Origin of the sequence: Amycolatopsis anabasis (assembly GCF_009765355.1) — a bacterium.
GTDB lineage: Bacteria > Actinomycetota > Actinomycetes > Mycobacteriales > Pseudonocardiaceae > Amycolatopsis > Amycolatopsis anabasis.
Genome location: NZ_VTHK01000057.1, coordinates 32,996 through 52,146, shown reverse-complemented (window position 1 = coordinate 52,146; position 19,151 = coordinate 32,996). Strand labels below are relative to the sequence as shown.

The 19,151-nt window shown below is 69.9% G+C and carries 18 protein-coding genes; 2 read left to right on the top strand and 16 right to left on the bottom strand.

Annotation, left to right across the window (positions count from 1 at the left end; genetic code table 11):
- A partial coding sequence (locus tag FXO23_RS41875; protein ID WP_246258345.1) for a DUF222 domain-containing protein occupies window positions 1–356 on the bottom strand: 356 nt, incomplete at its 3' end.
- Between the two features lie 433 nt (window positions 357–789).
- Here FXO23_RS41875 and FXO23_RS41870 point away from each other — a divergent pair.
- Complete coding sequence (locus tag FXO23_RS41870; RefSeq protein ID WP_246258344.1) at window positions 790–1,665, top strand: SAM-dependent methyltransferase; 876 nt, start codon at window positions 790–792, stop codon at window positions 1,663–1,665.
- Window positions 1,666–1,718: 53 nt separating this feature from the next.
- On the opposite strand, the gene FXO23_RS41865 is transcribed toward FXO23_RS41870, so the two are convergent.
- Window positions 1,719–2,510, bottom strand: coding sequence for a peptidoglycan recognition protein family protein (locus FXO23_RS41865; protein WP_158892933.1), 792 nt, complete (start codon window positions 2,508–2,510; stop codon window positions 1,719–1,721).
- Entirely contained in the window at window positions 2,507–2,794 is a 288-nt protein-coding gene (locus FXO23_RS41860) for a hypothetical protein (RefSeq protein ID WP_158892931.1), read from the bottom strand. Before FXO23_RS41860 ends, FXO23_RS41865 begins: the two co-directional genes overlap by 4 nt.
- Window positions 2,795–3,032: 238 nt before the next feature.
- On the opposite strand from FXO23_RS41860, the gene FXO23_RS41855 reads away from it, so the two are divergent.
- Window positions 3,033–3,752: an AfsR/SARP family transcriptional regulator gene (locus FXO23_RS41855; protein WP_158892929.1), complete on the top strand. Its 720-nt coding sequence runs from the start codon at window positions 3,033–3,035 to the stop codon at window positions 3,750–3,752.
- Between the two features lie 63 nt (window positions 3,753–3,815).
- On the opposite strand, the gene FXO23_RS41850 is transcribed toward FXO23_RS41855, so the two are convergent.
- The 13 genes from FXO23_RS41850 to FXO23_RS41790 are packed head-to-tail and all read right to left on the bottom strand — an operon-like array spanning window position 3,816 to window position 19,150.
- Complete coding sequence (locus tag FXO23_RS41850) at window positions 3,816–5,366, bottom strand: DUF6519 domain-containing protein (RefSeq protein WP_179957030.1); 1,551 nt, start codon at window positions 5,364–5,366, stop codon at window positions 3,816–3,818.
- Between the two features lie 9 nt (window positions 5,367–5,375).
- Window positions 5,376–7,511 (bottom strand): hypothetical protein, encoded by a 2,136-nt coding sequence (locus tag FXO23_RS41845; protein WP_158892927.1) that lies wholly within the window; start codon window positions 7,509–7,511, stop codon window positions 5,376–5,378.
- The gene (locus FXO23_RS41840) at window positions 7,508–10,783 is read right to left on the bottom strand and encodes a putative baseplate assembly protein (protein WP_158892925.1); all 3,276 of its coding nucleotides are present in this window, start codon (window positions 10,781–10,783) and stop codon (window positions 7,508–7,510) included. The genes FXO23_RS41845 and FXO23_RS41840 overlap by 4 nt, the downstream gene beginning before the upstream one ends.
- The gene (locus FXO23_RS41835; RefSeq protein WP_158892923.1) at window positions 10,780–13,662 is read right to left on the bottom strand and encodes a putative baseplate assembly protein; all 2,883 of its coding nucleotides are present in this window, start codon (window positions 13,660–13,662) and stop codon (window positions 10,780–10,782) included. Before FXO23_RS41835 ends, FXO23_RS41840 begins: the two co-directional genes overlap by 4 nt.
- Window positions 13,659–14,021 (bottom strand): GPW/gp25 family protein, encoded by a 363-nt coding sequence (locus FXO23_RS41830; protein WP_158892943.1) that lies wholly within the window; start codon window positions 14,019–14,021, stop codon window positions 13,659–13,661. The genes FXO23_RS41835 and FXO23_RS41830 overlap by 4 nt, the downstream gene beginning before the upstream one ends.
- Window positions 14,022–14,026: 5 nt before the next feature.
- Window positions 14,027–14,335 carry a hypothetical protein gene (locus FXO23_RS41825; protein ID WP_158892921.1) on the bottom strand — a complete coding sequence of 103 codons (309 nt, stop codon included), beginning with the start codon at window positions 14,333–14,335 and terminating at the stop codon, window positions 14,027–14,029.
- A 42-nt stretch (window positions 14,336–14,377) separates the two neighbouring features.
- Entirely contained in the window at window positions 14,378–14,896 is a 519-nt protein-coding gene (locus FXO23_RS41820) for a phage baseplate assembly protein V (protein WP_158892919.1), read from the bottom strand.
- The gene (locus tag FXO23_RS41815; RefSeq protein ID WP_158892917.1) at window positions 14,893–16,014 is read right to left on the bottom strand and encodes a hypothetical protein; all 1,122 of its coding nucleotides are present in this window, start codon (window positions 16,012–16,014) and stop codon (window positions 14,893–14,895) included. The genes FXO23_RS41820 and FXO23_RS41815 overlap by 4 nt, the downstream gene beginning before the upstream one ends.
- Entirely contained in the window at window positions 16,007–16,354 is a 348-nt protein-coding gene (locus FXO23_RS41810; protein ID WP_158892915.1) for a LysM peptidoglycan-binding domain-containing protein, read from the bottom strand. Before FXO23_RS41810 ends, FXO23_RS41815 begins: the two co-directional genes overlap by 8 nt.
- 10 nt (window positions 16,355–16,364) lie before the next feature.
- The gene (locus FXO23_RS41805) at window positions 16,365–16,997 is read right to left on the bottom strand and encodes a hypothetical protein (RefSeq protein WP_158892913.1); all 633 of its coding nucleotides are present in this window, start codon (window positions 16,995–16,997) and stop codon (window positions 16,365–16,367) included.
- A complete protein-coding gene (locus FXO23_RS41800; RefSeq protein WP_158892911.1) occupies window positions 16,994–17,644 on the bottom strand; it encodes a YkgJ family cysteine cluster protein in 651 nt (216 codons plus the stop codon). Before FXO23_RS41800 ends, FXO23_RS41805 begins: the two co-directional genes overlap by 4 nt.
- Entirely contained in the window at window positions 17,641–18,024 is a 384-nt protein-coding gene (locus FXO23_RS41795) for a hypothetical protein (RefSeq protein ID WP_158892909.1), read from the bottom strand. Before FXO23_RS41795 ends, FXO23_RS41800 begins: the two co-directional genes overlap by 4 nt.
- Window positions 18,025–18,034: 10 nt before the next feature.
- Window positions 18,035–19,150: an eCIS core domain-containing protein gene (locus tag FXO23_RS41790; RefSeq protein WP_158892907.1), complete on the bottom strand. Its 1,116-nt coding sequence runs from the start codon at window positions 19,148–19,150 to the stop codon at window positions 18,035–18,037.
- Between the last annotated feature and the right edge of the window lies 1 nt (window position 19,151).

Sequence of the window (19,151 nt, the reverse complement as noted above, 5' to 3'; positions counted from 1 at the left end):
CCCTGCAACCGGCTGGCCATGATGGCATCAACCTCACGGGCCTTCTCATCGCTCAAGTATGCCGTGGGTTCGGCGATCTTGGAGGCTTTCTCCCCGTCGATCACCCCACCCTCCATGGCTTTCAGGGTTTCGGGCAGCCGCGTGGTGAGCGTCCGCGCGAGCGCCACCTTCCTCGCCGCCTTGTGTTCCGTCAGTTTCAGCATCCAAGCCACTTCGACGGGCACACCGCGGGATCTTCCTTGCAGGTTGTCCAGTTCCGCAATGGCTCTCAACTGCCGAGCCTGCGCCCGCGCAATCACCTCCCCCTCCAACTGAATAATGTCTTTCAGGTCCGCAAGTCTGGTATTCGTTTCCACGTCTCCCATTCTATCGACAACGGAAGATCAACACCCATCTCGAATGGGTGAATCGGGCGCGGCTGCTGCCGTAACCAAACATGCTCATTCTGTGGGGGGCGCATGCCGGATCGTGGTGTTCAGCTACCGAAACGGGGAACTCACCCGACCAAAACGGGGGACTCGCGCGACCGGAACGGGGGACTCGCGGAAGGTGAATCGGGCACGGCCGCCAACGCGACCAAAGATGCCCATTCCGTGGGGAACTGTCGCTGGTGACCAACGACGGGAATCGACCCGTGGAGCGACAGTTTCCCACGGCGCGCCGAAGGCGTGCCTGAAACCCAACCCAACTCCAAGAAACGGCAACCACCCCCACCACGAACTCACTGCCCCGAGAGCGCACCGCCCACTACCCTGGCAACGTCCCCAGTTATCGCTCGGGAGAAGCACTGTGACGACAAACGATCGACCAGTCAACGATTCCCTACCCACTCCGGACGAAGTCGGGGCCGCCTACGACCAGTTCGGCGACCTCTACTCCCTGACGATCGGCGACACCGCCATCCACATCGGCATGTGGGCGCCCCACCACGAACGCGCTCCCGCCGCCACCTTGACCGACCTGGCGAACCGCGCGCAGGAAAGGCAAACCGATTTCCTCATCGACACCATCGGCCTCCGCACCGGCGAGCACCTACTGGACATCGGCTGCGGCACCGGAGGCCCGGCGGTGCGGCTGGCCCAGCGCAGCGGTGGGCGGGTCACCGGGATCACCGTGAGCCGGACCCAGATCGCCAAGGCCGCCGACCTGGCGCGCTCCGCCGGTGCGGCCGACCGGGTGAAGTTCGTCTACGGCAACGCCATGGACCTCGACTTCGAGGACGAATCCTTCGACGCCGCTTGGGCGATTGACAGCTACCCGCATCTTTCCGATCGGTTGAAAGGATTGCAGGAGGCCTGGCGGGTCCTACGCCCGGGCGGCCATTTCCTGCTGACCGAATTCACCCAGCGCGGTAACCCATCCGAACAGGAACTGGCCGCCTATCGCGAAACCTGGTCCTGCGCTCCGCCACTCACCCCCACGGAACTGCTGACCCTCGCGGACACGGCCGGATTCGAACTCGTCCGGGCCGAGAACATGACGCAGAACTGCGCCTTCTCCGGCGAGCTCATGGGAATTCTGTACGCCGACCGGCACGACGAGATCCTGGAACGCTACGGGCCGGAGCTCGTGGCGCGGATGGACGAACTGGTTCCGCTGGTCCGGTCGCTCTTCCGCGACCACATCGGCTACTTCCTCTTCCTGCTCCGCAAACCGCCGGGCTGACGTTGAAGCGCCGCCGCGGCCGGCAGACCGCGGCGGCGCACACGCTTCCCGGACTATTTCACCTTTCCGCTCTTGATCGCTTTCACGTCGTCGATCAGGTCGTCCAGTCTCGACCGGTCACCGCCACCGTGGTACAGGTTCTGGTGATCCGAGGAGACCATTTCGTGAATGGACTTGACCAGATCGAGCAGATCGTCCAAACGCGACCGATCGCCTCCGCCGTAGTACAGGTTGTCCTTGATGCTCTTCAACGCGTTGCGGTCGCCGTCCTCGAACATGTCGTCGCCTCCCTTGCCCGCCCGTGCGTCGGCGCGGGCCTTGTTCAGATCGATCGTTTTCCCCGGCGCGAACCCGGGGTCCCACTTACCGGTGATGCTGGTTTCCGCGTGCCCCTTGACCCGGTTGATGTCGGAGAAGCCGAAGACGTCCGTGGTCACCTTTCCCCACGCCAGCATCGCCCGGTACTGGGCGTCGGTCATCGGCTTGTCGCCCGGGTAGACGATTTCCAGGCCCATGACGCACCGGTTGAACGTCCTCGTACGAGGCAGCGGCGCCGTGTTGCGGCCGCCGGAGGCGCCGGCGTGGTTCGCCGGATGCGCGGCGATCAGGGTGAAACTGCCATCCGCGTTGCCGGCGAAATTGCACAGCGGCCCGGACAGATCCGGCCTGCCGTCCACCAAACCGCGATACGCGCTGCCGTAGGCGCTTCCGGTGTGGTGCCAGATGGCACCCTCGTAGGCCGAACTCTGACCATTGCCCCGAGACTCCCATCCCGGCCATTCGTGCACGACGAAACCCAGTGCCCGGAGCCGGTCCCGGACTTCCCGTGCGCGTGCGACACTCATCGGCTCTCCTCGTCGTTGATCGAGGGCACCGACAGCGGATTGCGCCGGACGTCGTCCTCGGGATCGAAATCGTCGCGCAGATAAGCGGCGTCCGGTTCGGCGTCGAGCGTGCCGACGACCAGGACGCCCGCCGGTTCGGACTCCTCTTTCCGTTCGATCACCACTTCCCCGGCCCGGCTCTCGGGATCGTCGGCGCCGTCGGCCACCGAGGACAAGTGCGCTCGGACATGGGCCTCGACCTCGTCGACCTGATCGGGCGGGGCCCACCGCGAATATTTGATCATCGCCCACCTCACGAAAGGTCATCAACTTCCGGTGCGAGCCTGTCTGGAAATCACCGTCTTGGCCACGGTCCGTCGATCGTCCACATGGACGACACCGGCTGCCTGATCGGGCAACCGCGCAACCGACCCTTCGGGCGGAAAGGGGTGGCCCCATCGGTGTCGCGATGGGGCGCGACCACGGACCGTTCGCGGCGGGACCCTTGATCACGTTCATGGGTGCGGAGGGGTGGTCCTGGTCATGACGGGTGAGGCTCGGCTGTCGCTGCTCGACGGATTCGCGCTCGCGTGCGCGGAGGGGACCGTCGACGTGCCGCGGACGTTGCAACGGCTGCTCGCCTTCCTCGGCCTGCGGGGACGGGCGAGCCGCGCGCACGCGATCGGCGTGCTGTGGCCGGAATCGGACGAGCAGCGCGCACTGGGCAGCCTGCGAACCGCGCTGTGGCGGCTGCACCAGCTGGGGGCGCCGGTCGTGGCGGCCCAGGGCGAGACGCTCCGGTTGCACGACTGGGTGCGGGTGGACGTCGACGACCTGGTGCTGTCGGCGAAGACCGCCGCGGTGGGCGACGAGCCGCCGGACGTCCTCGATCTGCGGATGGGCGGGCTGCGCGAACTGCTCCCCGGATGGTTCGACGACTGGGTGCTCATCGAACGCGAGCGGTTGCGCCAGCTCTACCTGCACACCATGGAAAGGCTCGCGGCGAACGAACTGCGGCAGGGCAAGTACGGGGAGGCCGTCGAGTCGACCCTCGCCGCGATGCGCGCCGAGCCGTTGCGGGAGACCCCGCACCGGCTTCTGCTGGAGATCCACCTCGCCGAAGGAAACTACTCCGAAGCGCTGAACACCTACCACTCCTACCGGGTGCTGCTGCGCCGGGAACTCGGCGTCGGCCCGTCCCCCGAGATGCAGCGGCTGCTGCACGAAGCCGACCGCGCGGACTACCTGCCGAGCGCCGGATAGGTCCGGTCTCAAGGCAGCCCGAAACCTCCGCCGCGCCGCTCGGCACGGCGGAGGTCCTGCTGCTCAGCCATCACCGGATCCACCCGAAGATCGCCGCGTCGACTGCGCGGTACGCGGCTTCGGCGACCCGGACGAAACCCGCTTCTGAACAGGCGACCCAGCCGGAGACCCGACCTGAGGCCTGAAAACCGGCCGAGGCTCGGTCACCGCACCCGCCGCGGTAACCACAGCCAGCGCCGCATAGTGATAGGCGACACCATGGGCGGGAACCGCCTGCGGCCCCCGATCGTCCTGCGGCCATTCCACGTCACCGGGGACCGTCCGCGCCGGGATCTGCCAGTAGTCGCCGCGGCGGTAGGTGCCGGGGTCGGCACGCTCGGCGAACATCACCTGCACGCCGTCTTCCAGGTCGATCCACTGCCCTTCGACAAGCGGGAGCGCCCCGTCCTCGGCGACGTCGCGCTTGCCCTTCTCGTAGGCGGTCGGCGAGGCGTGGTCCCACCGGCGCAGGAACGGATGCAGTTCCGGACGGCTGCCGGGGCCGCAGTCTTCGGCCACCTCCGCGTCCAGGGTGACCCGCCGGTCCGCCGGATCGATGGCCACCACCTGGCGCAGCGAAGGCGCGGGAACCGGTTCGTCGCTGGGCAGCACGTCGTCGGCGACCCGGCTGGCCGTGGCGTCGTCGACGAGTTCCACCCAGTCCCCGACCTCGAGGGCGAGCTTGCCGTCGCGGCCCAGGGTGGCCAGTTCCACCTCGGCGCCCGAGAGTGACACGATCGGGAACACCACCGAAGCGTTCTCCCGGGACCACTTGAACGTCGCCCCGGACAGGCCGCACTCGTCCTTCCGGAGCGTCCGGTCGCCAGTCCAGTCCTGCCAGGCCAGGCCGCCGGTGTGCACCTCGACCCGGTACAGCTGGTTCTCCAGGCCGCGGAACCGCGCCTCGGGCGGGAGATCGCACACGTCCTCGTCGGCCCGCCCGGGCCGTTTCGCCCGGGCGGCGAGCAGGCCCGGATTCGGGTTGAGCTCCTTCCGCCAGGCGTCGAACTGAGCGGCCGGAGGCGCCGTGTTCTCCTTGTCCACCAGGAACTTCGCCACCTGCCAGACGACCTTCGACCGGACGGCGGTGTCCGGTCCCGGGTCGCCGAGGGCGACCTCGCGGATGGCCGGATCCTGCAACGCGGTGATCAGCCGTTCCCACACCCGCAGGTACACCACGAACGGACCGGTGTCCGGCAGCCGGTCCTCCGGGTTCTCCGGATCGAGGTAACCGTCCGGCTGGCGCCAGTAGCTGGTCCAGGTCGAAGAGTCGGTGGCCGTCCCGAGATCGTTCTCCACCAGGATCCCGTCGACGTAGATCCGGCCCGGGGAGACGCGCAGGTCCTCGAGCTTCTTGGTCGCGTCCGCGGGTTCCCGCTCGACCGCGAACCCGGCGTACGCCTCCGGGGCGGCCGCGTGGCCGACCAGATCGGTCACCACCGTGCGCAACTGGTGCAACAGGATCGCGGCCTGCTCGTTGAAATCGGCGTCGAGCTGGACCCGGCCCTGCTGGGACAGCACCGCGGAGAAGTGCTTGGCGCGGTCGAAGGTGCGGCGCGAGAAGTCGGCTTGCATCACAGTCTCCTAGGTGGCGATCAGGATCCCGGCGTCACATCCGGCCGGGGTGTATTCGTCGAGCCGCAGCCGGAGATTGTCCTCGCGTTGCGGTTGGAACAGGTCGTGGAAGGCGCCCATCTCGGCACCGTCCTCGGCGCCCCGCCGGATCTCTTCCGGGCAGGATTGGGAAAGCTGCGCGTACCCGGGCGTGCCGTACCGGGCGCCGGTGAACCGCGGGACCACCCGGCGCGGCGCCTTCGAATGGTCCGGTTCGCAGTGGAATCGCGGCGGGGTACGGGAACCGGGCCGCAGGTAGCTGAATCGCACGCAGCCGGACTGCCGCCGCGCGACCAGCAGCTTACCGTCCACAATGGAGTTCTCCACCAGCCCGATCGCGTGGGTGAGCACCTGACCGAGCACCGTGCTGCGGCGGGCGTTGAACACCGCGTGCGCGTGCCGGTCGTCGGGCCCGGTGACCGCGGCCAGGCCCTCCCCCGCGGCGTCCAGGATGCTGTCGGAGAGCCAGATCCGGTTTGGCTCGTGCGCCACCTCGTCGGTGTTGACCAGGATGGTGCCGAAGATGCTGCGCTCCACCTGGAGGCACGCCGGGGTGTCGAACAGTTCGACGCTGGCCTCCTCCTCGTGTTCCGGATGGCAGTGCTCGTCGAGCGACCACCCGGGGACCAGCGTCGAATGCCGCAGCACGACCTGGCCGATCGGGCCCTGCACCCGGACGCTGCGCCCGGTGATCAGCAGCCCGTCGAACACGATCCTGGGCAGCGGCGCCTTCGGGTCGCCCTGCCCGGTGCCGACGAGCCGCAGCGCGTCCGGGCGATTGCTGTACCAGTCGAGCAGCCGCAGCACCGGCCGGGCGCCCTGCGCGGCGCGGACGGTCAACCGGTCGCCGCGGTCCAGCGGGATCTCGATCTGTTCCTGGTAGGCCCCGGTGTCGGTGAGCTCGATGATCGCCTCGCGGTGCTCGGCGTGCTCGGCCTTGTCCCGCCGCCACTCCTCGACCGCCTGCATGATCCGCTCGCGGTGGCCCGGGCCCACCCGGTACACCTTCACCTTGGCATCCGGGGGTTCCTGCGGCCGCATGTACTCGCCGCCGCCGAGGTCGTCGGAGAACCCGTAGTGGTAGGAGACCCAGACCCCGGTGTCCGGCGCGCCGCGGGAGGGGAAGGCGATCCGGCCGAGCACCGGGTCGATCGCGACCTGGCCGCGTTTCGGGGTGTACCGCCAGCCGGACAGATCGGCCGGGACGATCTCGCTCAACGGCACCGGTTCGTCCCCGTTCCGGTACACGCACAGGCTCTTGCCCGGCCCGTAGTAGTGGGCGGTGCGTTCGGCGAACGCGCGCCGCCGGATGAACGCGGGAACGTTCGTCTCGTCCGCGACATGCGTCGGCGCGGGTTCGGCCACCGGTTTGGTGAGCAGCGGGGTGTCGTTGCCGAGGATGCTGAACGTGAAATGGGTGCGGGCACGGTCCTCGCAGTAGGCCGGGCCGTGGGTGATCGAGTACGGCCGCAGCCGCCACACGTACAGGCCCACCGCCGGGATGTCGTGCTTTCCCCGCCCCCGCGCGGAGTTCACCCGGCGGACGTCAACGGTGTGCGCGAGGCGGTCGAACGGTCCGTCCAGCCGGTCGAGCGCGTCGATCTCGTGCAGTCCGGCGAGGCGGCCCCGGTGCAGCCGCCGCCGATCGGCCCGCGGATCGCGCCCGTGCAGGCGCACCGCCTGGGTGACCCCGAGCAGCCGCCGGAACTCCACCGCACGCGCTGGCCAGCCGGCGACGTCGGCCGCGAGCTGTTCGAGCAGGGCCAGCGTCCCCTTGCGCCGCCGGTTGCCGACGGTGTGCGCGACATCGCGGCGGGACGCGATCGCGGCCAGCAGCCGGCGCGCCTCCTCGGATTCGCCGGCCAGCGTCTCGCCCGAACCGGGCAGCACCCGGTAACCGACCAGATCGCCGAGATAGGGCGTGACCCAGTCCTGGCAGGTCTCGATGAACCAGTCCTCGTAGAGCTGGTCGATATCGGCGCCGAGCAGATCGGCCTGCTCGTTGATCACCTCGAGCAACGCCTTGAGCGGGCCGCCCTGTTCGGCGTCGCGCCGCCGGTAGACGCTCGGCAGCAGCTCGTACAGCCGGTCGAAGTCGTGAGTCATCGGATCCTCGTCAGGGTGAGGGCCTCCGGCACGTCGGCCGGGAGCACGGCGAGCTGCGCGGGCCGGATGCCGCGGGACACGGTCAGGAGCTGGCCGGGGGTGAGCTGTGGCGCGGTCACCTGTGGGTTGAGCTTGGCCAGTTCGTCCACGGTCAGTCCGTAGCGGACGGCGACCGCGGTGAGCGTCTCCACGCCGAACCGGTTGTCCTCGACCACCTCGTGCTCCCGGACGTCGTAGCGGGCCGGGAGCGCGGGCACGCAGGACTTCGCGCCGGTCAGCGCGTCCACGATCTTGGCGAGCGTGATCGGGTCGACGTCGCCCTGGATGCCGTCGAACACGTCGACGTCGACGTAGTCCACCCCCGGCACCGCCTGCACGGCCGCGATCGCCTGGCTGAGATAGGCGGGCTCGCCGAGTTCTCGCCGGGCGAAGCCGAATTCGGCGAGCAGCGCGGCCCGCACGACGGGCTGGACGAGGTCCCACGAGTGATCGGGCAGGACCTTGACCCCCGCCTTGAGCACGAGCAGCACGTGCTCCCGCACCCCGACCCGCACCGGAACGCCGAGGTCGCCGAACCGCACCAGCGCCGATTCCAGCGTGGTGAACAGGCCGGACGCCGGGTCGATCGGCACGTCACCGGTCCCGGCGATGGTGACCTGCACGATCTCCCGCTCGCCGTCGTGCAGTTTCGCCGCGACCGCCTTGCCGATCCCGGCCCGGGCCCGGGTGAAGTCCTGGTAGTCCCGGACCGAGACCAGCCGGTCCAGGGCCAGCATCCGCAACGGCGTGGTGATCCGGGCGTCCCCGGGGCCGTCGCCGTCGGCGGCGCCGGTGGCCGGGAGCGGGTTGGTCACCGCGTTCACCCCGAGCGGCCGGGCGGCGAGCTGGGTGATCTGGTTCGCCGCGACGTTGCCCGACCGGCCAGCGCCGGTGCGGTAGGTCGCCGTCACGTTCTCCGCTCCGGTGGGCACCCGGGCGCCGTGCACCCCGTCGCCGAAGCCGGCCGTCACGGATTTGTCGTTCCCGATGGTGACCGCGTAGCTGTGGTCGGTGGGCCCGGAGAAGATCAGGTCGTCCGTCTCCTGCCAGCGCACCCCGGTGATCCGGGTGGTCAGCGTGCTCTCGGCGCCCAGCGGGTTGTCCGAGGGCAGGAAGGTCAGCGGGTTGTCCGCGTTGGCCTGCCGCAGCCGGAACGCCTGGTTCGCCTGGCCGGCGTCGCCGCTGCCGAGGATCTCGTTGCGGGTCTCGCCCTGGTTCGCCTCGGCGACGTTCCCGTACAGCTTCACCGTGTCCCGTTTGTACGTGTAGGACAGTTCGGTGGCGAGCAGGAGGAAGGTGCGGACCGCGTCGCCGGGTTTGTCCCGGTTCACCCGCTGGCGGATCCCGGCGATCATGGTCAGCTCGCTCGCCTGGATTCCGCTGGTGTGCGGGACATCGGTGCGTTCGCCGGAGACCACCAGCCACCGGCCGGGCCGCAGTCCGTCGTAGACCCGCGCCAGTTCGATCTCGTCGCCTTCGATGTCCGCGGTGATCGGGTCGCCGACCGGGGTGAGGGATTCCCCTTGCGCGAACACCGGTTCGCCCTTGGCCGCCGTCACCGTCCCGTCGAAGGTCAGCACGGTGACCGGCACCTCGACGGTGGTCTTGTCCACGGTCACCGCGAGCTGTCGTTGCTCCACCGCCGTCGCCTTCAGGATCTGCGGGGCCTTCCCGGCCGACTCCACCAGAACCCAGCTTCCGGGCAGGATGCCGTCGTACACGGTGTCCAGCCAGATCTCGGTCTTCGCGGCCTCGACGATGTGCACATCCCCGCCGTTGCCACCCGGCTTCTTGGTGTCGGCGACCTTGGCCTTGACCCGGAAGACCTGCAGGTCGGAGACCGGCTCCGGCGGCGTGATCCGCTGGTTCGCCCAGGCCCGGTGCAGGTTCGGGGCCAGCCGGGGGTCGGCGGCGATCAGCAGTTTCGGATGGGTGTCGGCATCGGGCCGGAACAGTTCGTCCACTGTGGACACGAGTTCGGTGGACCGCTTCGGGGGGCGGGACGGTTCCCGGCGCAGCCACGGCAGCACCGGGGTGAGGCCGACCAGCGCGACGGCCCGCCCGCAGTCCTTCTTCGAGTCGTGCTCGCAGCATCCGCCGTTGGCGGCTTCCGCCTTCGAACCGCCGCAGCCGGGTTTCGGGCAGATCAGCTCGGTGGCCAGGTCGCGGAGGTAACGCACCTCCGGGTCGCTTTCGCGGATCGTCTCGGCGGCGAGGCGCAGGGCGGCGAGCGCGGCGCGCAGCACTTCGCCGATCAGGACGTCGAACCAGGCGGTGTCCGCGCAGTTGCCGTGCGCCCGCGCGATCGCGCCACGCTCGCGCAGCACCGGCACCAGCGCCCGCAACTTCGGGAAGAGGGTGCCGGGGTCGGCGGGGACCGGCTCGAGGGCGGGCTTCAGCCCGGTCAGCGCCGCGACGGTATCCGCGGTCCACTGCGATTTCGGCGGCTGCCCCAGCGCCGCGCCGACCGCCTCCTTCAGCTTGCCGATCGCCAGCGTGAAATCGTCGGACCGCCCCGCGGCCCGGACCAGCGTGACCTCGGTCCGATCCGCCTGGAAGTCCGGTTTGGACGCTTCGACCACGCGGGGCAGCGGCTTCCCGACGCCCAGCAGGAACAGCAGCCGGTCACCCTGCCGCAGGTTGGCCACGGTGCCCTTGACCGCGAACCGGCCGAGTTCCGCGGGCACGGTCGTCGCGTCGAGTTCCGGCGGCTCGGTCATCGCGATCCCGAGCGTGTTCCACTCCTCGCGGGCCACCAGTTCCTCGGTGGTCTCGAAGGTCTGCGGCAGCTCGTTCTGCTTCGGCACGCTCTTCGCCCCCGAACCGGCCGGGATGACCGTCCGCGCGCCGGGGTCGAGGGTGTAGGCGAGGTAGGTGGTGGACCCCAGCGCGGGCCGCGGCGTGTAGCCGACCAGTTTGCCCAGTTCGGCGAGCGACTCCGGTTCGGTCGCGGTGCGCAGGTAACCCTCGTTCGCGATCCGCTCCTGGTAGAAGGTCAGCACGTCGCCGAGCACCGCCCAGCAGTCCAGCAGCGCGATCGCCGGATCGTCCGGTTCCCGGGTGGTCAGCCCGGCCAGCGCCGGGCGGGTGGACAACCGGGCCAGCATCGATTCGCGGAACCCGCCGTGCGTCCCCATCCGGTACGAGATCGCGGGCAGGCCGGGCCGGTTCTCGGTGGACACCGGCGTGGCCGTCGCGACGCCGTCGCAGCAGCCGCATTCGCAGGCACTCATCTGCCACCTCGCATGTCCAGTCGTAACCGGCCGTTCTCCGGCCGGGTGGGATCGTCGTCGAGCTGGGCCACCTCGAGCGGCCGGATCGGCAGCACGCCGGTGTCCAGCGCGGTGCCGAGCGGACCGAAGAGCCGTTCCAGTTCGGTCACTTCGACGTGCAACACTCCGGGAACAGCGGCCGCGACGGCGATCACCTGGCTGATCCGGACCGGGGTGCCGAACGTGAGGTTGTCGGGGTGGAAGAAGCCACCCCGGCCGGAACCGAGCACCCGCCGCAGGGCCGTGCGCACGTGCCCGGTGACGTGGTCGGGCCGCACCTCGACCCGCAGGGCCAGCTCCAGCGGGACGAGCGCGGCACTGGACACCGCGAGGTCGTGGCCGATCCGGCGGTACCGGTGCAGCGCTTCGCGAACCTCGTCGAGCAGCCAGTCCGGTGCGCCGGTCGCGCCCACCGGATCGACCGCGACCTGTGCCTCGTACCAGCTTCCGGTCCAGCGCAGGTCCCCGGCTGCGCGCTGGACACCGGGAACCCGTCCGGCCAGGGCCGCGTAGTCCGCCGCGGTGATCGCCCGCAGCAGCCGGTGCCGGGGCTCGCGCGGCGCCCGGCGGCGGACCTCGGACACCGGTTCCGGATCGACGCCCCCGGTGGCCGGTAAGGGATTGCGGACCACGGTGATACCGCCGACCCGGGTCGAGCAGAACACGATCCGGTTGATCGCCTCCCGGCCCACATTGCCCACCGCGCCGTTGCCGACCCGATACCGGGCGCGCAGTTTCGCCTTGAGCGGGTCCCGCGGGTCCCCGAGCGGATACCGCGCGCCGTTACGGCCGTCGCCGAATCGCAGCGCGATCCGGCCCGTGTCGGTGAGTTCGCCGACGAAGTGCCGGTCGGCCGGACCGCTTTCCAGCAAGTCGCGCCGGGGTTCCCAGGGCTTGCCGTACTGGTCGGTGACGCCGATCGCGGGCAGCGCCGCACGGGGATCCGGGCGCAGCGCGAGGGCCGCCGGGCCGCGGAACGCAGCCCGGTCCGGATCGATCAGCGCGCCTTCCTCCGCGCCCCAGCTCTGGCCGATCTCCCAGCCTTCGTCGCGCGCGGTCAGGACGTACCCGGCGCGGGCCCGCCGGATCAGTTCGGCGAGCCGGTCGAGCTTGGTCTCGAGCAACTCGTCGAACCGGGCCAGCAGGTGCCGCAACGCCCGGCGTGGATGGTGGTCGAGGTCGAGTTTGGCCAGGACCTTCGCGCCGAAGGCCACCTTCAGATACTTGATGTCCGCTTCGGACAGTTTCTGGTGACCGGCCTTCCGCCACAGCTCGCGCAGCCGGTCCCGGGCCCGGTCGGCCAGACCCAGCAGCCACCGGGCCTGCGCCTCCGCGATGTCGGCGGGCGCCGGGAACGGCACGCTCTGGGTGACCGGCTGGTGTTTCAGCTCGGGGCGGAAACGGATCGGCAGCGGCGGGTAGGCCGGGCGCCGGGCGGGCCGGGTCTCGTCCGGGCAGCCGAAGCCGACCGGATCGGGGCAGCCCGGTTCGTCCACGGCCGGTGCCGGGACGTCGTGGCCTTCCCCGGCCGACGGGTCGCACCAGCCGAGCGTGCTGCCGTGCTCGACGAGCACCACGTTGCCGCGGGCCACGCCGACTTCGAGGTCCGCGCAGTCGGGACCGCCGCGGGCGTTGACGCACAGGGGGAAGGTCAACGCGTCCTCGCGGGCCCAGGTCACCTCGAGCAGCGGCTGCCGGTACAACTCGTCCACCGCGGGGGTGACCGAGGTCAACCGAACCGCCTGGCGATGGGTGTGATCGGCGTCCGCGGCCACCCCGGTCTTCGGGCCGAGCACCTCCTCGAACAGCAGCACGTCCCCTGGCGCCAGGTGCAGCACGCGGTCCTCGCCGGGTTTGCCGTCGGCCAGGGTCGCGGCCGTCGCCCCCTTCGGCAGGCAGCACTCGAAGTCGCCCCAGGTCCACAGCGGGATCTTGTTGTGCGCGGGCCGCAGGACGAGTTTCTCCTTCCGCACCGGCTCGAACACCTGGTACGGCGGCAGATCGCGCCGGTCGAGGTCGGCGTGCAGCAGGGCCTTGTCCGGGCGGGGCAGCACCCCGTCGGGCAGGGTGACGAACCGGAAATCGGCGCCATCCAGTTCGGCCTGCTCCTCGGCTTCCAGGCAGACCCAGGACCGGGCGGCGCACCCGTCGTGCATCGCGTAGTCGACCAGTCGTGCGTGCCGCCGCACCGAGACCCGGCGGCGGGCGGTGGCCAGGTACGCCTCGGTGGCCACCGCGTCCTGCCGGTAGCTCAGGCGGTCGCCCTCGTAGGCGAGCAGTTCCACTAGCGCGATCCCGATGTCCGGGACGTGCCGCTCGGTCCAGCCGGGCATGGTCAGGCTCAGCCGGTCCAGCAGCAACTGGCGGAAACTCGCGTAGTCCTTGCTGAGGTAGTCGATCTCCGGTTCCGGATAGGTCCGCTGTGGACGGTCGTCGTCCGGTGCGCAGTCCACGTCCTCGCAGGTGGCGAATGTGAACTCCAGGCAGGCGTACCGGGGATCGAAGCCGGGATGCGGTTCGGTTCCCGGCCTGCCGCACGGATCCGCTTCCACCACGCAGAGCCGGTAGACCGACAGATCTCCCGGCCGGTCGACGGTCAGGCAGATCCGGTCCTCCAGTTCCGGATCCTCGTCGGCGCACCGCTCGACCGCGACCACTTCGATCCCGGTGATCCGGCGGCCCCCGTCGATCCGGAAGTTCGCCGGCTCCAGGTCTTCGGGCGCGTCGCCGAAGAAGGTCACCGCGAGTTCGGTCCGGTCGTCGCTCACGCTGATCGCGTCGATCCCGTTGCGGCGGCACTCCCGGACCTTGACCCGGCGCCGCTCGTCGACACAGCTCATCTCGGCACGCTCCCTTCGAGGACGTCGTGCCGGTGCTCACCGGTCGCGAGGAGCACGTACCGCAGTTCGATCCGCAGGGTGCTCTCCTCGGCGGTCACCTCCAGCGACTCCACCCGGAGCACATCGCCGAGCCAGCGCTGCAGGGCGCCCTCGGCGGAAACCTGGAGCGCCGCGGCCAGTTCCGGGCTGTTCGGTTCGAAGACGAGATCGAGCAGACCGCAGCCGAAGTCCGGCCGGTTCACCCGCTCCCCGGGCGTGGTGAACAACAGCTGTTCGATCAAGTCCAGCACGTGGTCCGGGTAGCCGGTGTCCGCGGACCGGCCCCGCGGGTCGACGTGGAAGGGGAAGTCGATCTGCATCACGTTCACGTCCCTGTCACCAGCAGCTGCATGGCCATCACCAGCGGCGGGGCCGGGGTCGCCGACCCGAGGCACACCCCGCCACCGGGCACCGGGGGCGGGGTCGGGGGCGGCGCCTGCACCAGGGCGGGCGTGCCGTTGATGAGGACCTTCGCGACGTTGGTCCACTGCACCTTCACGCACGGCGTCGGCTGCGCCGCGCATCCGGCGACCAGGATCTGGTCGGCCGCGGTGGCCACCGGCATCCCGTTGACCAGCGCGCCCGGCGGCCCGCTCGGCACGAACGTGGCCGTGCCGCCGTGCGGGCAGGTCATCGTCATTCCACTGTGGACAATCAAACCAGGCATCCGCTCCCCCTACATCGGTACCGTGAAGGAACCGTTGTTGATCACGACCGCGGTCCCGACGAGCCGGATCGACGCGAGACCAGGACCGCAGGAGAGCTCGATCCCGGCCTCGCTCATCTTGATGTACGGTCCCGCCGGGCCCCGGATCTGGATCTGGATCCCGCCGGTCGGCCCGGGCGCGTCGGTGATCAGCAGGTAGTTCTGCAGCGGCGTGCCCATCACGATCTGCGGCACCCCGGGCGGAATGGTCTGCGCGATCGGCGGGGCCTCCCCGATCCCGCCACGCCAGAACCCGGTCCACACGGCACGGTCGACATCGCCGTCCTGGAACTCGATCCACACCCCGGAGTTGATCATCGGCACCACGTTCATGCCGGGGACCGCGGTGTGCGCGGTGGCCCAGATGCACGGATCGTTGCCGAGCACGTCCTCCACCCGGACCATCACCCGGTTCCCGCCGGTCACATCCACATTGGACACAACCACACCCTTGTAGGTGCCGTGGTACTTCTTGCCGTCGGTCGTCATGTAGTCACCTGCTGCGAGAAGGGGACGAAACCGTCCCGGGTCAGGCTGAAGGTCTGCTTGTACTCACCGCGCCGGATGTCGTGGGTGACGCTCTTGACGAAGTAGAGGCCGTCGTAGGCCAGCCCGGCGCCGCGCACGCCGACCAGGCCGCGCGATTTGAGCACGTGCCCGTAGCGCAGCACGTCCAGCTTCCCCTGCCCGGTCACCGCGTCCGAGGCTTGGGTGGTCTTGCTCAGCCCGCGCAGGATCACCTCCACCGGCGAACGCCCGGCCAGATCCGGCAGCGGTTCCTCCTTGAGCGCCACCGCCGGGCGCACCGCGAGCGGCGGCCGCAGCAGCGAGATGTCCGGGATCGGGATGGAGATGCCGATCTTCGTGTTCGGCTCGGTGAGCCGGATGGTGTACTGGGTCCGGGCCATCCCGTCGAAGCTGAACGAAAGCGACTCCACGTTCGTCGCCGCGCCCGAGTTGACCGACAGCGCCGGTTGCACGAGCCCGGCCCGCGCCTCCGGCCCCCAGTAGGCGGTGCTGATCCCCGGCCGCGGCCCGGGAACGAGGAAGAACGAGTACCCGGCCTCCGAGGCCAGCGCGTTGAGGTAGGCGAGGTCCGTGCTGGACTGGATCGGGATGGTCTCGATCGGGTTGGGCACGTTGAAGATCACCGCCGGGACCGCCGCCGGGACGATCCCGTACATCGCGTACTTCAGCAGGATCTTCATCACCCGCACGTTCAGCGGCATCGCCGGGAAGCACTCGCGCTCGTGCCGCAGGTCCATCAGCACGGTCAGGTCCTCGCCGGTGACGGTCAGCGTGGAACCGCCCGGGGTGTCGCTCGGGCTCAGTTCGTGCCGGGTGATCACCCCGTCCATCAGCACCTCGGACGCCCCGCCCACGATCCCGACGATCACCACCCGCGTGGGCGGATCGAGCAGCCCCGCGGGCAGCAGCGTCTCGGTGATGACCGAACGCTTGCTCACCGCGAACGAGAGCTGGAAACCGCTGCGCTGCCCGGCGCTCGAGGTGACCTGAACGGACTGCAGGGCGTCCATCAGCGCCTGTGGCGCCGGGGCGGCCACCACGCGCCCGATCATCAGCATCAGCTGCAGGCTCTTAGCCATGGCCCGCGCCTCCCGGAACACCGCTGTTCAGCACGCCGCCACCCGGCGGGAGCCCGGCGGGCAGGGTGATCCGCAGCCGCCTGCCCGGTTCGGTGACCAGTTCGTCCGGGTCCAGCACGTTGTTCGCGTCGGCCAGGCGCCAGGCCTGTTCCGCGTCCCCGAACTCCTGCCCGGCGATCCGGTCCGCCCGCTCCCCCGCCACCACGACGTGCTCGCCGATCTGCGCCAGTTCCTCCGGATGCGGCAGCAGGCGCCGGCGCACGTAGGTGACCTTGCGGCCGTCGGGCAGTTCGTGCACCGCGGTCGGGATGCCCTGGTAACGGCTGGTGATCGAGAACATCGTTCGCTCCCTAGATTCCCGGCACGCCGAGTTCGGTGACCGAATGGTTCACCGAGGTGGCGAACCGCTCCTTCTGCTGGTGGTAGGTCAGGTAGAGCAGCCCACCCTTGTGCCGGTGGCCGAGGTCGTCGACGGTGAGCACCCGGACACCGACGCTGACCTTGGCGCGGATCGGGTTGAGCGCGGTGTCGAACATCTCCTCGGTGATGCTGAACTCGGTGATGCGCACCGGAACCACCCGCTTCGGGCCGAGCACCAGCACGGTCAGCGGCGCCTCGACGGGCGCGATCTCGATCTTCCCCTCCGCGGCCAGCCGGTCCTCCTCCCGGAGCTGCCCGGAGGTCGGGTAGATGCTCAGTTCCAAAGCGGACAGCACGGGGTAGAGCCCGTCCGGGTAGCGCTCCGGCGCCTCGGTGGCGTCGAACTCCGCGTCGAACTTGAACGACTCGTGCGGCGGTCCCTTGAGCCGCAACGCCTCCAACCGGTCGCCGGGTTCGTTGCCGATGCCCTGCGGCTGCAGCGTCCGGGTGAGGGTGTCCGGGTTGTACTGGAACGGGATCGTCTTGATCGGCTGCCCCGAATCCGGGTCGACCAGGACGAACCCGCCGCGCACCGGATGCAGGCTCTCCGGGAAGGTGCTCATGGCCGTGCCTCTTGCTCGGTCCGCGGCGGCACCACCGGCATCGGCAGGAACACCGCCCGGGGTCGGGAGTCACCGGGTTTGAGGTTCTCCTCGATCCACTCGGTGTTCAGCTCCATCCGGTCGAAGTCCTTCCAGATCCGCTCGTCCTGGCGGCAGGAGTACCGGTGGCACACCGCGGGCCGGTCGTCGTAGATGCCGCAGTGGCCGGTCTCGCGGTCGTTGTGGGTGCAGCCGCCGTCCGATTCGTGCCGGATGAAGTACGGGCGGCCCAGATCCCAGCGCGCCGCCCCGGCTTCGATCTCCGATACGGACAAGGGGAAATCGAGCTTGCAGCACACCGCGTGGCAGACGTGCATCCGGGCCGCGCAGTCGACCGGCTCGGGCTCCTCGACCGGCGCCTCCGGGGCCACCACGACCCCGACCCCGGTCTGCTCCTCGGTCAGCTGCGGCGCCACGGATTCCAGTGACCGCCGCAGTTCCTGTTCGGTCACCAGCCCCCGGCCGAGCAGCAGGTCGGCCAGCCCGTGCAACAGGATCTCGGTTTCCCGCAGCCGCTGGTGCAGCTCGGCGAACGCGGAATGCGCGAAGAACTGGCTCCGCTCCAACTGCCGCTCGGTGCCCGTGTCCCGGTGCGGTGCCACGGTCATGTCTCCTCCTCCGGTTCGCCCCGCCGGGCCAGCCAGTCCCGCCACCGCCGCACGGACTCGACGCGGGCGGCTTCCTCGGCGTCGTAGCGGTAGTCGCCGTTGCGCGCCCAGAGCGCGCGCACCGCGTCCTCCGCCTCCGGGCCGGGGAAACCCCTTCCCGCGACGAATCCGTGTTCGCGATCGACGATGAGTTCGAGGGCGCGCGCGGCCCGGAGCCGGGTCTGGTCGCCCGCGGTCTCCATCAGATCGAGCAGGCTGGGGGCGACCGGCCAGCCGAGTTCCGCCAGCGCCCACATCGCCGGGGTGTAGTCCAGGTGCAGGGGGTCCGGATCGTCGTCGATCGCGGCCAGCAACTCCTCCACCTCGCGAGAATCGGTCACCTCTCCCCCTTCACTTGGTCGGCGCCGTCGAACTGCCGGGATTGCGGTAGAACTCGTCGAACGCCTTACCGGCGGCGGTGAAGGTCGCCGATTCGGTGTCCGCGGCCTTGGCGAACTCGTTCTCGACCTTTCCCTTGGCCGGATCCGTCAGGTCGAATCCCCACCGCAAGGTGCCGTAGATGTGCCCACCGACCGCGTCCTTCGCCGCGGTCTCGAACCGGAACTGGCACTTGGAGTTCCACCCCGGGTAGTCCCAGAGCGATGCTCCCTTGACGGCCTTGCCCTTCTTGCTGCCGTCCTGGCTGTTCTTCGGGTTGGGCCAGTAGTCGCGGTAGTACTGCGACACGGCCGGATCGCTCTTCGCCTTCCGGGGCGCCACGCTCGCTGCCTGGTGGTCGACGAAGAATCCCGGGGTCACTCCCGGGGCGGCCTTGGTCATCACCTTGTTCCGATTCGCCTCGCCGCCGGTCCAGACGTAGTCCGTACCGGTACCGCTGTCGATGAGCCGCACGATCTGCAGCAGTTTGATCAAGGTGGAGTCGGGAGCCTTGTCGTTCGCCAGGAAGGTGATGGAGCCGCTCATGCCCGATTTCGCACCCGGGTGGGATTCCGCTTTCAGATCGACGGAGAATTCGCCTTCGGTCACCGGATGGGTGGCGGCGAGGTCGCGTTGCACGGCCAGGCGGTGGCGCCGGATAGCCAGCGATGGCGAGCCGCCGGATGCCACCGCGTCCGCGATGGCGTGGGCTTCGCGCTCACCCGCGTCCCCGGGGGTGGAGACCGGCAACGAGTCCGGCAGGCAGGTGTGCGCGCCCTGCTGCACGGTGTGCACGGCTTCGTGCACCAGCAGCCGGTTCCGCGCCACCCCGGTCAACCGGTGCGCTTCCGCGCCGAGGTAGATGTCCTGCCCGATGGTGAACGCCCGGGCCCCGATCCGCTCGGCGGCTTCCGCCGAAGCCCGGCCACCGTGCACCCGGACCTGGCTGAAATCCGCGCCGACCCCGGCTTCGAGCCGGTTCCGCGCGGGACCGTCGAACGCGGGTCCCGGTTCCCGCTTCGCCGCGGGCAGGATCGGTCCCAGGTTCGCCTTGTTGCGCGCGGGCTTCCTTCCGGCGTGTTCAGGCATC

Coding starts and splice junctions, on each gene's coding strand:
- FXO23_RS41865 (WP_158892933.1), bottom strand. CDS start 2,510: ATGAGTGTCGCACGCGCACGGGAAGTCCGGGACCGGCTCCGGGCACTG.
- FXO23_RS41860 (WP_158892931.1), bottom strand. CDS start 2,794: ATGATCAAATATTCGCGGTGGGCCCCGCCCGATCAGGTCGACGAGGTC.
- FXO23_RS41855 (WP_158892929.1), top strand. CDS start 3,033: ATGACGGGTGAGGCTCGGCTGTCGCTGCTCGACGGATTCGCGCTCGCG.
- FXO23_RS41850 (WP_179957030.1), bottom strand. CDS start 5,366: ATGCAAGCCGACTTCTCGCGCCGCACCTTCGACCGCGCCAAGCACTTC.
- FXO23_RS41845 (WP_158892927.1), bottom strand. CDS start 7,511: ATGACTCACGACTTCGACCGGCTGTACGAGCTGCTGCCGAGCGTCTAC.
- FXO23_RS41840 (WP_158892925.1), bottom strand. CDS start 10,783: ATGAGTGCCTGCGAATGCGGCTGCTGCGACGGCGTCGCGACGGCCACG.
- FXO23_RS41835 (WP_158892923.1), bottom strand. CDS start 13,662: ATGAGCTGTGTCGACGAGCGGCGCCGGGTCAAGGTCCGGGAGTGCCGC.
- FXO23_RS41830 (WP_158892943.1), bottom strand. CDS start 14,021: ATGCAGATCGACTTCCCCTTCCACGTCGACCCGCGGGGCCGGTCCGCG.
- FXO23_RS41825 (WP_158892921.1), bottom strand. CDS start 14,335: ATGACCTGCCCGCACGGCGGCACGGCCACGTTCGTGCCGAGCGGGCCG.
- FXO23_RS41820 (WP_158892919.1), bottom strand. CDS start 14,896: ATGACGACCGACGGCAAGAAGTACCACGGCACCTACAAGGGTGTGGTT.
- FXO23_RS41815 (WP_158892917.1), bottom strand. CDS start 16,014: ATGGCTAAGAGCCTGCAGCTGATGCTGATGATCGGGCGCGTGGTGGCC.
- FXO23_RS41810 (WP_158892915.1), bottom strand. CDS start 16,354: ATGTTCTCGATCACCAGCCGTTACCAGGGCATCCCGACCGCGGTGCAC.
- FXO23_RS41805 (WP_158892913.1), bottom strand. CDS start 16,997: ATGAGCACCTTCCCGGAGAGCCTGCATCCGGTGCGCGGCGGGTTCGTC.
- FXO23_RS41800 (WP_158892911.1), bottom strand. CDS start 17,644: ATGACCGTGGCACCGCACCGGGACACGGGCACCGAGCGGCAGTTGGAG.
- FXO23_RS41790 (WP_158892907.1), bottom strand. CDS start 19,150: ATGCCTGAACACGCCGGAAGGAAGCCCGCGCGCAACAAGGCGAACCTG.